16 protein-coding genes are annotated in these 13,757 nt (G+C 73.1%); 5 read left to right on the top strand and 11 right to left on the bottom strand.

The genetic code is table 11. The features are described 5' to 3' along the window. Positions 1–4: 4 nt before the first annotated feature. Both pheT and pheS read right to left on the bottom strand, forming a co-directional pair. Positions 5–2,488 carry a phenylalanine--tRNA ligase subunit beta gene (pheT, locus tag BLT76_RS11550; protein ID WP_090855520.1) on the bottom strand — a complete coding sequence of 828 codons (2,484 nt, stop codon included), beginning with the start codon at positions 2,486–2,488 and terminating at the stop codon, positions 5–7. 4 nt (positions 2,489–2,492) lie between these two features. Beyond that, positions 2,493–3,599 (bottom strand): phenylalanine--tRNA ligase subunit alpha, encoded by a 1,107-nt coding sequence (pheS, locus tag BLT76_RS11545; protein ID WP_090855517.1) that lies wholly within the window; start codon positions 3,597–3,599, stop codon positions 2,493–2,495. 31 nt (positions 3,600–3,630) lie between these two features. On the opposite strand from pheS, the gene BLT76_RS11540 reads away from it, so the two are divergent. Further along, positions 3,631–4,500: a DUF817 domain-containing protein gene (locus tag BLT76_RS11540; RefSeq protein WP_244509367.1), complete on the top strand. Its 870-nt coding sequence runs from the start codon at positions 3,631–3,633 to the stop codon at positions 4,498–4,500. On the opposite strand, the gene BLT76_RS11535 is transcribed toward BLT76_RS11540, so the two are convergent. The 6 genes from BLT76_RS11535 to BLT76_RS11510 all read right to left on the bottom strand — a co-directional run bounded on the left by BLT76_RS11535 (position 4,463) and on the right by BLT76_RS11510 (position 8,609). Next, entirely contained in the window at positions 4,463–5,524 is a 1,062-nt protein-coding gene (locus BLT76_RS11535; protein ID WP_139175494.1) for a sensor histidine kinase, read from the bottom strand. The genes BLT76_RS11540 and BLT76_RS11535 overlap by 38 nt on opposite strands. Then, positions 5,521–6,315, bottom strand: a complete 795-nt coding sequence (locus BLT76_RS11530) for a TrmH family RNA methyltransferase (protein WP_425287097.1) — start codon at positions 6,313–6,315, stop codon at positions 5,521–5,523. The genes BLT76_RS11535 and BLT76_RS11530 overlap by 4 nt, the downstream gene beginning before the upstream one ends. Positions 6,316–6,323: 8 nt before the next feature. Next, positions 6,324–6,716 (bottom strand): 50S ribosomal protein L20, encoded by a 393-nt coding sequence (rplT, locus tag BLT76_RS11525; RefSeq protein ID WP_090855514.1) that lies wholly within the window; start codon positions 6,714–6,716, stop codon positions 6,324–6,326. Positions 6,717–6,816: 100 nt separating this feature from the next. Beyond that, positions 6,817–7,011 (bottom strand): 50S ribosomal protein L35, encoded by a 195-nt coding sequence (gene rpmI, locus BLT76_RS11520; protein WP_056862815.1) that lies wholly within the window; start codon positions 7,009–7,011, stop codon positions 6,817–6,819. A gap of 69 nt (positions 7,012–7,080) precedes the next feature. Then, positions 7,081–7,821: a translation initiation factor IF-3 gene (gene infC / locus BLT76_RS11515; RefSeq protein ID WP_090855675.1), complete on the bottom strand. Its 741-nt coding sequence runs from the start codon at positions 7,819–7,821 to the stop codon at positions 7,081–7,083. Between the two features lie 263 nt (positions 7,822–8,084). After that, positions 8,085–8,609 (bottom strand): SseB family protein, encoded by a 525-nt coding sequence (locus BLT76_RS11510; RefSeq protein WP_090855511.1) that lies wholly within the window; start codon positions 8,607–8,609, stop codon positions 8,085–8,087. A 72-nt stretch (positions 8,610–8,681) separates the two neighbouring features. Between BLT76_RS11510 and BLT76_RS11505 the strand changes: the two genes are divergently transcribed. From BLT76_RS11505 to BLT76_RS11490, 4 genes are read left to right on the top strand one after another with little or no spacing between them, the layout of a single operon-like run. Then, the gene (locus BLT76_RS11505) at positions 8,682–9,116 is read left to right on the top strand and encodes a hypothetical protein (RefSeq protein WP_090855509.1); all 435 of its coding nucleotides are present in this window, start codon (positions 8,682–8,684) and stop codon (positions 9,114–9,116) included. Then, a complete protein-coding gene (locus tag BLT76_RS11500) occupies positions 9,116–10,336 on the top strand; it encodes an amino acid deaminase/aldolase (protein WP_090855506.1) in 1,221 nt (406 codons plus the stop codon). Before BLT76_RS11505 ends, BLT76_RS11500 begins: the two co-directional genes overlap by 1 nt. Then, positions 10,314–10,868 carry a uridine kinase family protein gene (locus BLT76_RS11495; protein WP_090855504.1) on the top strand — a complete coding sequence of 185 codons (555 nt, stop codon included), beginning with the start codon at positions 10,314–10,316 and terminating at the stop codon, positions 10,866–10,868. The genes BLT76_RS11500 and BLT76_RS11495 overlap by 23 nt, the downstream gene beginning before the upstream one ends. 9 nt (positions 10,869–10,877) lie before the next feature. After that, a complete protein-coding gene (locus BLT76_RS11490; protein WP_090855501.1) occupies positions 10,878–11,804 on the top strand; it encodes an aldose 1-epimerase family protein in 927 nt (308 codons plus the stop codon). A gap of 368 nt (positions 11,805–12,172) precedes the next feature. Here the strand turns inward: BLT76_RS11490 and BLT76_RS11485 are convergent, their stop codons facing one another. Genes BLT76_RS11485 through BLT76_RS11475 form a run of 3 tightly spaced genes read right to left on the bottom strand, consistent with a single transcriptional unit; the run spans position 12,173 to position 13,754 of the window. Beyond that, a complete protein-coding gene (locus BLT76_RS11485; protein WP_090855499.1) occupies positions 12,173–12,649 on the bottom strand; it encodes a PH domain-containing protein in 477 nt (158 codons plus the stop codon). Next, a complete protein-coding gene (gene hisG, locus BLT76_RS11480; RefSeq protein WP_090855497.1) occupies positions 12,633–13,481 on the bottom strand; it encodes an ATP phosphoribosyltransferase in 849 nt (282 codons plus the stop codon). Before hisG ends, BLT76_RS11485 begins: the two co-directional genes overlap by 17 nt. A 9-nt stretch (positions 13,482–13,490) precedes the next feature. After that, entirely contained in the window at positions 13,491–13,754 is a 264-nt protein-coding gene (locus tag BLT76_RS11475) for a phosphoribosyl-ATP diphosphatase (RefSeq protein ID WP_090855672.1), read from the bottom strand. Between the last annotated feature and the right edge of the window lie 3 nt (positions 13,755–13,757).

The raw sequence follows: 13,757 nt of genomic DNA, 5'->3' as shown, positions 1-13,757 counted from the left end.
GGACTCAGGCCCGCTGGGCGGCGCCGGTGCGCTCGGCGGCCAGGGCCACGGCTGCGTCGCGGGCGGCCCCGACCTCCTCGTCGGTGAGCGTGCGGTCGGTCGCGCGGAACCGGAGCGCGAAGGCGAGCGACTTGTGCCCGTCGCCGACCTGCTCGCCGGTGTAGACGTCGAAGAGCCGGATCGACTCGAGCAGGGCACCGGCTCCCTCGCGCAGCGCCGCCTCGACGGCCGCCGCGGCGGTCGCCGCGGGGACGACGAGGGCGACGTCCTCCTTGGCGACCGGGTAGCCGGAGACCACCGGGCCGGAGGCCACGTCGACGGCCCGGCGCAGCAGCAGGTCGAGGTCGAGCTCGAGAGCCGCGGGGCGGGGCGGCAGGCCGTAGGCCTTCGCGACCTTCGGGTGCAGCTCACCGGCGTGACCGAGGACCTCGTCGCCGACCAGCAGCCGCGCACAGCGACCCGGGTGCCACGGCATCCGGCTCGCGGACTCGACCACGAGCTCGACCCCGAGCTCGGTGGCCACGCGACGGGCGAGGCCGATCGCGTCGGCCCAGCCGGCCTCGCGGCCCTCGCCCCACCAGCCGGCCCGCTCCCGCTCACCGGCCAGCACCACGGCGAGGTGCAGCGGCTGCTCGGGCAGCGTGTCGAAGAGCTTCGCGAGCTCGTCGTCAGTGGGGCGCCGGTCGACGCCGTAGATCGGGGCCGGCCCGCGGTCGACGGGGAACGCGACCGTGCCGGTCTCGAAGAGCGCGACCCCGGCCGCGCCGCGGCCGACGTTGCGGGCCGCGGCCTTCAGCAGGCCGGGCAGCAGCGTCGTCGTGTAGGCCGGCTCCTCGCTCGAGAGCGGGTTGGCCAGCCCGACCGTGTGCCGCAGCGGGTCGTCGGCCGGCAGGCCGAGGGCGTTGAAGGTCGCCTCGCCGACGAACGGGAAGCTGACCACCTCGACGTAGCCGGCACCGGCCACGGTGCGCCCGACCCGACGGCGCAGCCGCTGCTCGCGGGTCAGCCCGCGGCCCGCAGACGGCGTCGGCAGCACGCTCGGCACCTGGTCGTAGCCGACCACGCGGGCGACCTCCTCGACCAGGTCGAACGGGTCCGTGAGGTCGGGGCGCCAGCTGGGCGGGACTGCGGTGAGCCGGTCGCCGTCCACCGTGACGGTGCAGCCCACGGCCTCGAGGTCGGCGACGGCGGTGGCGGGGTCGATGGCGATGCCGGTGACCCGCGCGGGCAGGTCGGCGTCGATGGCGATCGCGAGCGGCACCGGCGGGGTGCCGACCACGGTCACACCAGGGTGGACCGTGCCGCCGCCGTACGTCGTGAGCAGCTCGACCACCCGGTCGGCCGCGGCCTCGCAGATCGTCGGGTCGACGCCGCGCTCGTTGCGCTTGCCGGCCTCGGAGGAGATCTTGTGCCGCTTGCCGGTGCGGAACATCGCGGTGGCGTCCCAGTGGGCCGCCTCGACGAGGACCGAGGTCGTGGTGGACGACATCTCGGTGGTCTCACCGCCCATCACGCCGCCCAGGCCGATCAGGCCGGAGTCGTCGGTGACGACCAGGTCCTCGGGCGACAGCGCCCGGTCGGTGCCGTCAAGGGTGGTCAGCCGCTCGCCCTCAGTCGCCCGGCGGACCCGGACCGTGCCCTGCACCTTGTCGGCGTCGTAGCCGTGGATCGGGCGGCCGGTCTCGAGCATCACGTAGTTCGTGATGTCGACGGCCAACGAGATGGAGCGCATGCCGGCGTGCTGGAGCCGCTCGGCCAGCCACGCGGGCGTCGGGGCGGCCGGGTCGAACCCGGTCACCTGCCGGGCCACGAAGACCGGACAGCCGACGGCGTCGTCGACCTCGACCGGCCAGCCCTCGGCGTTGGCGGCCGGGGTCTCGCGCAGCGCCGGGTCACGGTACGGCGCGTCGTAGGCCAGGGCCGCGTCGCGGGCGATGCCCCGCAGCGACAGGCCGTAGGCCCGGTCGGGGTTGATCTCGAACTCGATCACCTCGGCGTCGAGCCCGAGCACGCCGAAGGCGTCCTGACCCGGCTCGCCCGCGTCGGCGGGCAGCACGATGATGCCGTCGTGGTCCTCGCCCAGACCCAGCTCGCGCGCCGAGCAGATCATCCCCGCGGAGAGATGGCCGTAGGTCTTGCGCGCGGAGATCGCGAAGTCGCCGGGGAGCACTGCTCCCGGGAGCACGCAGACGACCAGGTCGCCGGGTGCGAAGTTGTGGGCGCCGCAGACGATGCCCTGGGGCTCGCCGGTGCCGTTGGCGTCGCCGACGTCGACGGTGCACCAGTTGATCGTCTTGCCGTTCTTCTGCGGCTCGGGCTCCATCGTGAGCACCCGGCCGAGGACCAGCGGGCCGGTGATCGCGTCGCCGGCGCGGTCGATCGCCTCGAGCTTGAGACCGAGCGCGGTCAGCCGCGCGGTCAGGTCGTCGGTGGTCACGCCGGCCGGCAGGTCGACGTACTCCTCGATCCAGGATCGGGATGCCTTCATGTGCTCAGAGTTCCGTTCCGAAAGCGGTGGTGAAGCGGACGTCGCCCTCGAAGAGCTCGCGGAGGTCCTCGAGCCCGTGGCGGAACATCAGCGTCCGGTCGATGCCCATGCCGAAGGCGAAGCCGGTGTAGCGCTCGGCGTCCACGCCGCAGGCGGTGAGCACCCGCGGATTCACGACACCGCAGCCACCCCACTCGATCCAGCCCTCCCCGCGGCAGGTGCGACACGGCGAGCCCTCCAGCTCGCCGGCGCCCCGGCAGACGAAGCAGACCAGGTCGACCTCGGCGGACGGCTCGGTGAAGGGGAAGTACGACGGCCGGAACCGGGTCGTGATCCCCTCGCCGAACATCGACGTCGCGAAGTGGTCGAGGGTGCCCTTGAGGTGGGCCATGCTGATGCCCTCGTCGATCGCGAGGCCCTCGACCTGGTGGAACATCGGGCTGTGCGTGGCGTCGTACTCGTCGGTGCGGAAGACCCGCCCCGGGCAGACGACGTAGATCGGCGGCGTACGGGTCAGCATCGTGCGCGCCTGCACCGGCGAGGTGTGGGTGCGCAGCACCATCGCGTTCTCGGCCGGCTCGGTCCAGAAGGTGTCCTGCATCGTGCGCGCCGGGTGGTCGGCACCGAGGTTGAGGGCGTCGAAGTTGAGCCACTCGGCCTCGATGACCGGGCCCTCCGCGACCTCCCAGCCCATGGCCACAAAGATGTCGGCGATCAGCTCGGAGCCGGTGGTGATCGGGTGGCGGGCACCCGACGGAAGCCGGTCGGTCGGGAGCGTGACGTCGACGGTCTCCTCGACCAGCATCCGCTCCTCGTGCTCGACCTCGAGCACGGCCTGCCGCTCCCCCAGCGCCTTGTTGACGGCACCGCGGGCCTGGCCGATGCGCTGGCCGGCCTCCTTGCGGGCCTGCGGCGGGAGCGCCCCGATCTCGCGGTTGGCCAGCGCCAGCGGCGACCGGTCTCCGGTGTGGTCGATCCGCACCTGCTTGAGCCCGTCGAGATCGGCAGCGCCGGCGATCGCCGCGAGGGCGGCGTCACGGGCGGCCTCGACCTCCTCGGACTTCAAGGGCGTGACCTCCACGGGGTCGTAGTCGGTGTTCGGGCCGGACAACTCGGGCCTCTCGTCGTGCGTCAATAGCAGGGTGAACGTCACCGTGGAGTCTAGGGAGCCGGTCGCCGGACGCGCGAACCGGTTCCCGGCGTACCCGGTCCGGCAGCTGCTCCGCTTCGCGTGGGCGGAGCTGCAGTCCTGCGTCTTCGCCGCCGCGGTGTTCGCCGGGCTGCTGGTCTGCTTCGTCGTCCCGCTGCCGGTGGCGTCGTACGACGCACTGCTGGTGTGGTGCGTCGCGGTCACGCTCGGCTTCTGGTGGCTGGGCCTGGAGAGCTGGCGCGAGGTGCTGGTGATCTGCGCCTTCCACCTGCTGGGACTCGGCCTGGAGCTGTTCAAGGTGCACGTCGGCTCCTGGTCCTACCCCGGCGACGCGGTGACCAAGGTGGCGGGCGTGCCGCTCTTCTCCGGCTTCATGTACGCCGCCGTCGGCTCCTACATCTGCCAGGCCTGGCGGCGCCTGGACCTGCGGGTCAGCCACTACCCGGCACTGCCCGCGACGGCGGTCGCCGTGGGGATCTACGCGAACTTCTTCACCCACCACTGGATCGTCGACCTGCGCGTGCCGCTCGCGCTGGCGGGGCTGGTGCTGCTGCGCCGTACCTGGGTGCACTTCACCGTCGGCCCGGCCCGCTACCGGATGCCCCTGGCCGTGTCGTTCCTGCTGATCGGGCTCTTCCTCTGGATCGCCGAGAACCTCGCGACCCTGCTGGACGCCTGGGCCTACCCCGGCCAGGAGCAGGTCTGGCACGTCGTGCACGCGTCGAAGATCGGGGCCTGGGCGCTGCTGGTCACGATGAGCTTCGTGCTCGTGGCGACCGTGAAGCGGTACGAGGGCGTCCTGCACCACGTGGAGGAGTCGTCGGTCAGTCCTGGCGACGATCCTCGGCCGGCCAGCACGTGACTACACGGGCGCCGCCGCCGGGGGCGTCGTCGATGACCACGATGCCGCCGTGGGCGCGGACCAGACCGTGCACGATGTAGAGCCCGAGGCCCGAGCCGCCCCGTACGCCGCCCTTCCAGAACTTGGTGAAGACCCGGCGGCGCAGCTCGACGGGGATCCCGGTGCCCTGGTCGTCGACGGTGACCTCCACGCCCGGCCACTCGGTGCCCTCGGGCATCGCGCGCAGGGCCACCCGGACCGTGCCGTCGCCGTGCCGGACGCCGTTCTCGACCAGGTTGGTGACCACCTGGGTGAACTTGTCGGGGTCGACCGTGATCTCCGGCAGGTCGGGGCCGACCTCCAGCTCGACGGGGGTGGCGGTGCCGGCGGAGACCGACTCGACGATCCGGTGGACCAGGACCTGGGCGTCGGCGGGCCGCGGGTAGAGCTGGAGCCGCCCGGTGTCGATGCGGGCCACGTCGAGCAGCTCGGCGATCAGCCGGCTGAGCCGGTCGGAGTCGGCGTGCACGGTGGTGAGCATCAGCTTCTTCTGCTCGTCGTTCAGCTTGTCCCACCGGTTCAGCAGGGCCTGGACGAAGCCCTTCACCCCGGTCAGCGGCGAGCGCAGCTCGTGGGCCACCGTCGCGACCAGGTCGGAGCGCTCGCGGTCCAGGCGCGCGCGACCACGGCCCGAGCGCAGGGTCACCACGACCCGGGACACCGGCTGGTCGAGGGCGGGCCTGTGGATCCGGGCCGCGACCAGGACCTCCTCCCCGTTGGGGAGCTGCCAGGACTGCTCGGGGACCGCCCGCCGGGTCGCGAGGCCGCGGTAGGGGCGGTTGACGTCGTACCAGTGCTGGCCCTCGTGATCCTGCAGCGTGAGGACCTCACCCAGCGGCCGACCGACCGTCTCGACGGCGGTCAGGCCGAGCATCGTGGCGGCGACCGAGGACACCAGGGTCACGACCCGGTCGGGGCCGGCCACCACCACGCCGTCGGGCAGCGAGTCGGCGAGCGCCTGGGCGTCGTGCTCCGGGTCGGTCACTCCTGCAGGGTACGGCGCTGGGCCCGCGCGGAGGCGTAGAGGCAGAGGGCGGCCGCGGTGGAGAGGTTGAGGCTCTCGGCGCGGCCATGAATCGGGATCCGGACCCGGTGGTCGGCGAGCGCCGCCAGCTCGTCGGGCAGCCCCCAGGCCTCGTTGCCGAACAGCCAGGCCGTCGGACGGGTGAGCAGCTCGTCGGCCTCGAAGAGGTCGACCTCGCCGGCACCGTCGGCGGCCAGCACGGTCAGGCCCGCGGCCCGGGCGGCCCGGACCGCGGCGGCGGCGTCCGGCTCGACCGCGACCGGGACGTGGAAGAGACTGCCCACGCTCGCCCGAACCGTCTTCGGGTTGTAGGCGTCGACGGAGCTGCCGGCGAGCACCACGACCTCGACGCCGGCCGCGTCCGCGCACCGGACGACGGTGCCCGCGTTGCCGGGGTCACGCACGTCGGCGCACAGCGCCACCAGCCGGCGCGGGGTGCTGAGCAGGTCGTCGAGCGGCCGGTCCAGGTGGCGGCAGAGCGCCACCACGCCGGCGGGCGACACACTGTCGCTCAGCGAGGCCAGGGCCCGGTCGTCGACAAGCGTCCACGGGACCTCGACCGCCTCCGTGGCGAGCCCGGCGTACTGCTCGGTGGCGGCGGGGGTCGCGAAGACCTCGACGACGCAGCCCGGCACGGACAGCGCCCCCTCGACGGCCTTCGGGCCGTCGGCGAGGAACAGCCGCCGCTCGGATCGCACCGAGCGGCGGCTGAGCTTGCGCGTGTCCTTGAGACGACCGTTGCCGGTCGTCAGAGGGGTGGTCAGGCCGAGGCCTCCGCCTTGGGGGCGTTGACGTCCGCGGGCAGCGCGGCCTTGGCGACCTCGACCAGCGCGTTGAAGGCGGCCACGTCGTTGACGGCCAGCTCGGCCAGGATCTTGCGGTCGACCTCGACACCGGCCAGGCCGAGGCCCTGGATGAACCGGTTGTAGGTGATCCCCTGGGCGCGGGCCGCAGCGTTGATCCGCTGGATCCACAGCTTGCGGAAGTTGCCCTTGTTCTTGCGCCGGTCGTTGTAGCTGTAGACCAGCGAGTGGGTGACCTGCTCCTTGGCCTTGCGGTACAGGCGCGAGCGCTGACCGCGGTAGCCGCTGGCCCGCTCGAGGACGACCCGGCGCTTCTTCTGGGCGTTGACCGCCCGCTTGACGCGTGCCACTTGTTACTCCTTGGTGCTCAAAGTTCGGTTCGGGAGACCCCCGGTCGGGGTCTGGGGCAGAGCCCCAGCGGGGGCTCACGGGGGCGGAGCCCCGTGGGAGTCAGAGACCCAGCATCTTCTTCGCGCGGGGGACGTCGGCCTTGGCGACCTCGACGGTCCCGGTCAGGCGGCGCGTGACCTTCGAGGCCTTCTTCTCGAGGTTGTGGCGCTTGCCGGCCTTCTCGCGAAGGATCTTGCCGGACCCGGTCACGCGGAAGCGCTTCCCGGCACCCGAGTGGCTCTTGTTCTTCGGCATCTGTTTCTCTCTCTCGTCGTCCTGCCCGGCGCACGGTGGCGCGCCGGCGAGGATGGTCTGCGGTGGGGCTCAGGCCTCGATCTCGGGATCGAGGTTCTCGGAGCGGCCACGCTCCTTCTTCTTCGCCACCGGTCCGGCGGCGTGGGCGGCGTCGCGCTCGGCCTGCTCCTCGGCCTGGGCCGCGGCACGCTCGGCGGCGCGGGACTCCTTGGCGGCGAGGGCGTCGACCTTGGCGTCGGCCTTCTTCTTGTGCGGGCCGAGCACCATGATCATGTTGCGGCCGTCCTGCTTGGGCGAGGACTCCACGAAGCCGAGCTCCGCGACGTCCTCGGACAGCTTCTGCAGCAGCCGGAAGCCCAGCTCGGGGCGGTGCTGCTCGCGGCCGCGGAACATGATCGTGATCTTGACCTTGTCGCCGGCCTTGAGGAAGCGCACCACGTGACCCTTCTTGGTCTCGTAGTCGTGCGCGTCGATCTTGGGACGAAGCTTCATCTCCTTGATGATCACGTTCGTCTGGTTCCGGCGGGCCTCGCGGGCCTTCTGGGCGTTCTCGTACTTGAACTTCCCGTAGTCCATGAGCTTGCAGACCGGCGGGCGGGCCATGGGCGCGATCTCGACGAGGTCGAGGTCGGCTTCCTGGGCAAGGCGCAGCGCATCGGCCGTCGGCACGATGCCGACGGTCTCGCCGCTGGGTCCAACGAGGCGGACCTCGGAAACCCGGATCCGGTCGTTGATACGAAGCTCGGTGCTGATGTGTCCTCCAGTGGTAGGTGGCCAGGTGGTCTCGTCGTGCGGGCGGGGGCCCGAAATCAACGAAGGCTTCCGCTCATCCAAGCGGAAGCCAGTCGCGACACGTCACCGCGAGGTGATCGCACCACCGAGGACCACCACCGGACGACCAGCGCCTGGTGGGACCTACGGGACCGGACCCGACGACCTGATCGTGCTTCGGCCGATGCGGGTGGGAGACGATGTTGCTTGTCCTCCGCTTGATGATCGGCTCCCCGGACGCCTCGCGGCACGGGGAACTGATCGGTCAACACCCGAGGTTAGCCGAACATTCCGGCATGCCGCTAATCGGTGGGGCGCACCCAGGCGGGCTGCCCGGCAACCTGGGCGAGCGTCCAGCCGGCAGCGAGACCGTGCAGGTCCTCGCCCTCGACGACGACAGGGATCGGACCGGCGACATCGACCACCAGGGCAGCCGCCCCCTCCTGGACCGCCGACTGGGCCGCGAGCTGCGTGAGCACCGGCACCGGACGGGCCTGCGGGTCCCAGGCCCGCAAGGCCTCCAGCCCCGTGAACGCCAGCAGCGCCAGCCGGCCGTCGGCGCCGGTGAGCAGCACGGCCGCCATGTCGGCGGACTTGTCGCGGGTCCGGCCGGCCTGGTCGACCTCCACCTCCCCCAGCACCGCGACGACCGGCACCAGGAGTCGCCCCGTCTGCAGCGCGGCGAGCACGCCGGCGTACCGACCCGGCTCGTCAGGCGCCTCGTCGTACGACGCCAGGGCCGCGGCCAGGTCGCCCGGGACCGCACCCGTGTCGTCGGGGTACGCCGGGCTCGCCAGCTCGCGACGGGCTCCGTCCACCTGCTCCATGGCTCCATTGTCAGGCGGACGACCCGGTGACGGGAACCGGGGCCGCCGCGCGCCGTGTGGGAGGCTGATCGCGTGGACGACGCGAGCTGGGCAGCGCTGACCTTGAGCCTCACCGTGGTGGGCGGGATCTGGACCTGGTACGCCTTCCGCCGCCGGGGCCTGGCCTCCGGGATCCGCGGGATCGGGCTGACCCTGCTGCCGCTGGCGGCGTACCTCACCGACACGCTGCGGATGTTCACCCGGATCGTCGACGCGGTCGGCGACTGGGCCGGCGGCCTGGCCCTCAACCCCCGGGTGTGGTCCGGCATCGTGGTCGCGGGCGTCGCCGTCGTCGCCTTCGTCGTGGCCCGGGCCATCGACGCGCGCCGGCCCCGGGTCGCGCCCCCGGCCGAGGAGCCCGGCCGCCTGGAGCGGCCCGCGAACGCCGAGCAGCGCGGCGCACCTGCGGTCCGGGACGACGACATGGCCGACATCGAGGCGCTGCTGCGCAAGCGGGGCATCTCCTGATGGCCGGGAGCACCACCATCGAGCGCAACCGGCTCTGGGCCCGGCTGAACACCGCCGTCGCCGCCCAGGAGACCCCCTTCTCCTCGCCCCTGGTCGTGGTCGACCTCGACGCGTTCGACGCCAACGCCAAGGACCTCGTACGCCGCGCCGCCGGCAAGCCGGTGCGGGTCGCCTCCAAGTCGGTCCGCGTGCCCGACCTGCTGCGCCGGGTCCTGGCCCGCGACGGGTTCGAGGGCGTCCTGGCCTTCACCCTCCGCGAGGCGCTGTGGCTCGAGGAGCAGGGGGTCAGCGACGACCTGGTCGTCGCCTACCCGACCGTCGACCGCGGAGCGCTGGCCACGCTGGTCGCCTCCCCCCGGGCCGCCGCCCACGTCACGCTGATGGTCGACGACGTCGCCCAGCTCGACGTGGTCGACTCCGTGCGGTCCTCGACCGCCGTCCCGGTGCGGATCGCCATCGACGTCGACGCCGGGCTGCGGATCGGCAGCCAGCACGTCGGCCCCAAGCGCTCCCCCCTGTACGACGCCTCCGGGGTGCTGGAGCTGGCCCGCACCATCACCTCCCGGCCGGGCTTCCGGCTGGTCGGCGTGATGACCTACGAGGGCCAGGTGGCCGGACTGCAGGACGTCGTCCCGACCGCGCGGGCGCGGTCGATGATCGTGCGCGGCCTGAAGACCGCGTCGGTCGCCCAGCTCGCCCGCCGGCGGCGCGAGGTCGCCGACGTGCTCGCCGAGATCACCGAGCTGGAGTTCTGGAACGCCGGCGGCTCGGGGTCGGTGGAGTCCTCCGGCGGGGACCCCGTGGTGACGGAGATCGCCGCGGGCTCCGGCCTCCTCGTCCCCACGCTCTTCGACCACTACCGCTCCTTCGCGCCGCGACCGGCGGCGTTCTACGGGCTGCCGGTCACCCGGCGCCCCTCGCCCGACGTCGCGACCGTGCACGGCGGCGGCCTGGTCGCCTCCGGCCCCGCCGGCCCCGACCGGCTGCCGACCCCCTGGGCACCCGCCGGGCTGCAGGTGACCACCCTGGAGGGCGCGGGCGAGGTGCAGACCCCGCTCGTCGGGCACACCGCCGCGCTGCTGCAGATCGGCGACCTGGTGTGGTTCCGCCACGCCAAGGCCGGCGAGCTGATGGAGCACACCAACGCCGCGCACCTGCTCGCCGGCGACGCGCTGGTCGGCACGGCCACCACCTACCGTGGCCACGGTCTCGCCTTCTGACGTCCTGCGGCTGGCCCTCGACCGGCCGGCCACGCTCGGCGACGGACGGCTGGTCTGCATCGACGGCCCGGCCGGGTCCGGCAAGACCACCCTCGCTGCGGGCCTGGCCGCGCTCGACCCGCGCGCCGTGGTCGTGCACACCGACGAGCTGCTCGACGGCTGGGCGGGACTGCCGACGCTGGCGCCGCGGCTGGCGGCGCTGCTGGAGCCGCTGGCCCGGGGCGAGGACTCGTCGTACCTCCGCTACGACTGGTTCGCCGGGCGGTACGCCGAGGAGGTGGCGGTCCCCCGGACCCCGCTGCTGGTCCTGGAGGGCGTCGGCTCGGGCGCGCGGCTGCTGGCGCCGTACCGGACGCTGCTGGTGTGGGTCGGCGCTCCGGACGAGGAGCGGCTGCGGCGGGTGGTCGAGCGGGACGGGCCCGCCGTCGCGCCGTACCTCCCGGCCTGGGTGGCCGACGAGGCGCGGCACTTCGCCGAGGAGGGCACGTCCACCACGGCGGACCTCCACGTCGGGAACCTCCCGAGCGCCTAGGGTCTACGCGTGCTCCCTCCCAGCGGTGACCAGTTCGAGATCGCGGCGGGCGGCTACCGCGCCGTCGTCACCGAGAGCGGCGCCGCGCTGCGGCTGCTGACGTACGGCGGCCGCGCGCTCGTCGACGGGTTCGGCGAGCAGGAGCAGTCCTCGGGCGGCCGCGGCCAACTGCTGGTGCCCTGGCCGAACCGGGTCCGCGACGGGCAGTACTCCTTCGGCGGCGCCGACCACCAGCTCGCGCTGACCGAGCCGAAGCGGCACAACGCCTCGCACGGCCTGGCCCGCTGGGTGGCCTGGACCGTGCAGGAGCACACCGCGCACTCGGTGGCGCTCACCTACCGGCTGATGGCGCAGACCGGCTACCCGTGGACGGTCGACCTCAGCGTCGTCTACGACCTGTCGGCGGACGGGCTGACCGTCACCCAGACGGCGACCAACACCTCCGACGCGGCAGCCCCGTACGCGAGTGGGGCGCACCCGTATCTCACGGTCGGGGCCGGCCCGGTCGACACGCTGGAGCTCACCATGCCCGCCGCGACGCGGCTGCTGACCGACCCCGAGCGGCTGCTCCCCACGGGGCGCGAGGCGGTGGACGGGACGCCGTACGACTTCCGCGTGACGCGGCCGCTGCGTGCGGTGGCCCTCAACGACTCCTTCACCGACCTGGCCCGGGACTCGCGCGGCATGGCGACCACGGTGCTCCGGGACCCGGGCTCTGGCCTCGGCGTCGCGCTCTGGGTCGACGAGCACCACCCGTGGCTGCTGCTCTACACCGCCGACGACGTCGCGGGCACGGCTCGCCGGTCGATCGCCGTCGAGCCGATGACGGCGCCGCCGGACGCGTTCCGGTCCGGGGACGACCTGCTGGTGCTGGGCGCCGCGGGGAGCCCGGACGACGAGGTCTCGGCGACCTGGGGGATCCGGGCCGTCGACTGACGGGGACGCGCCAGCGAACCCGTCGTTGGTGGTCGAGCGAGCGGCGCGACTGAGGAACGAAGTCGCGACCCGCGTGTCGAGACCTGGGGACGCGCCAGCGAACCCGTCGTTGGTGGTCGAGCGAGCGGCGCGACCGAGGCACGACGTCGCGACCCGCATGTCGAGACCCGGTGAGGGGTCCGCCGGCGGTGGCCACCGTCACCTGCCGGCTGCGGGGGTTTCGACACGCTCGTCGCTAGCGCCCCTCGCTGCTCAACCACCGACGGGGACCACCGGCGGTGGCCGCCGTCACCGGCTGGCTGCGGGGATCTCGACGGGCGCTCAGGACGTCGACCTTCGCTGCTCGATCACCGGAGGGGGCTGCTCGATCACCGGTTCGGCGGCTGGTCGACGAGGGCGCGGAGCTGGCGGACGGCGCGGGTGGCGCGCTGGCCGTCGGAGCCCTGGATGCCCATGGCCGAGAGCGTCTCGCCGTCGGCGAGGTCGAGGGTGACCCAGGGCGCGCCGGGAGGCAGCCGGACGGCGATGACCTGCGCCCAGTCGAGCTCGTGGCGGCGGTAGCCGTTGACGACGACCAGCCGGTCCCGCTCGGCGACCACGCGGGAGCGCACCAGCGCGTTCATCGCGGTCGCGCCGAGCAGCCAGAGGACGGTGAGAGTGCCGATCTGGATCGCGGTGAAGCGGGCCCGGGTCTCGTCGTCGAAGGCGAACCAGGCGGCGAGGAAGAGCGCCAGCAGCAGCGTGCCGCCCGCCGCGCCGGCGATCCGAGGACCGAGGGGGCGCCAGGTATGGGGAAGGCTCACGGCGTGGTCGGGCGCCGCCGCCGGCTCAGAGCCGGCAGGCATCGATCTTCGTCGTCAGGATGCCGCGGGCGCCGATCTGGTAGAGCTCGTCCATCAGCCGCTGGGAGCCGTCGCGCGGGACCATCGCCCGCACCGCGACCCAGCCCTCGCGGCGCAGCGGGGAGACCGTCGGGCCCTCGATGCCGGGGGTGAGCCGGACCGCCTCGGCGACCCGCGACTCCTCGATGTCGTAGTCCATCATCACGTAACCGCGGGCGACCAGGACGCCCTCGAGCCGACGCTTGAACACGTCGAAGCCCGGCGGCACCGAGCCGCTGCGCGTCACCAGGACGGCCTCGGACTCCAGGATCGTCTCGCCGAAGACCTCCAGCCCGGCCTGGCGCAGGGTGCTGCCGGTCTCGACGACGTCGGCGATCGCGTCGGCCACCCCCAGCTGGATGCTGGTCTCGACCGCACCGTCGAGACGGACCACGCTGGCCTCGATGCCGCGCTCCTCCAGGAACGCGCGCACCACCCCGACGTACGACGTGGCGATCCGCGCGCCGGACAGCTGGGCCAGGTCGGTGAACGCGCCCTTCGGCCCGGCGAAGCGGAACCGGCTGCGGCCGAAGCCGAGGCTCAGCGCCTCCTCGGCCTTGGCGCCGGAGTCGAGCAGCAGGTCGCGGCCGGTGACGCCGATGTCGAGCGTGCCCTCGCCGACGTACAGGGCGATGTCGCGCGGGCGGAGGTAGAAGAACTCGACGCCGTTCTCGGCGTCGGTCAGCGTGAGCTGCTTGGCGTCCTCGCGCTGGCGGTAGCCGGACTCACGCAGCATCTCGGAGGCGGACTGGGACAGCGACCCCTTGTTGGGGACCGCGATGCGGAGCAGGGACATGGGGATCTCTCAGAGGTGGGCGTAGACGTCGTCGAGCTCGATGCCGGTCGCCAGCATCAGCACCTGGGCGTGGTAGAGCAGCTGGCTGATCTCCTCGGCCGCCCGCTCGGCGCCCTCGTGCTCGGCGGCCATCCAGGACTCGGCGGCCTCCTCGACCAGCTTCTTGCCGATGGCATGGACGCCGGCCTCGAGCTGCTGCACCGTCCCGGATCCCTCGGGCCTGGTGCGAGCCTTCTCGCTCAGCTCGGCCCACAGCTCGTCGAACGTCTTCACGGT

It is taken from the genome of Nocardioides lianchengensis (assembly GCF_900101465.1).
In the GTDB taxonomy this organism is placed as follows: Bacteria; Actinomycetota; Actinomycetes; order Propionibacteriales; family Nocardioidaceae; genus Nocardioides; species Nocardioides lianchengensis.
Note: the sequence above shows the minus strand (reverse complement) of the source record. Positions and strands in the feature narration are given on the sequence as shown.

Coding starts and splice junctions, on each gene's coding strand:
- pheT (WP_090855520.1), bottom strand. CDS start 2,488: ATGAAGGCATCCCGATCCTGGATCGAGGAGTACGTCGACCTGCCGGCC.
- BLT76_RS11485 (WP_090855499.1), bottom strand. CDS start 12,649: ATGCCTGCCGGCTCTGAGCCGGCGGCGGCGCCCGACCACGCCGTGAGC.
- BLT76_RS11510 (WP_090855511.1), bottom strand. CDS start 8,609: ATGGAGCAGGTGGACGGAGCCCGTCGCGAGCTGGCGAGCCCGGCGTAC.
- BLT76_RS11500 (WP_090855506.1), top strand. CDS start 9,116: ATGGCCGGGAGCACCACCATCGAGCGCAACCGGCTCTGGGCCCGGCTG.
- rpmI (WP_056862815.1), bottom strand. CDS start 7,011: ATGCCGAAGAACAAGAGCCACTCGGGTGCCGGGAAGCGCTTCCGCGTG.
- hisG (WP_090855497.1), bottom strand. CDS start 13,481: ATGTCCCTGCTCCGCATCGCGGTCCCCAACAAGGGGTCGCTGTCCCAG.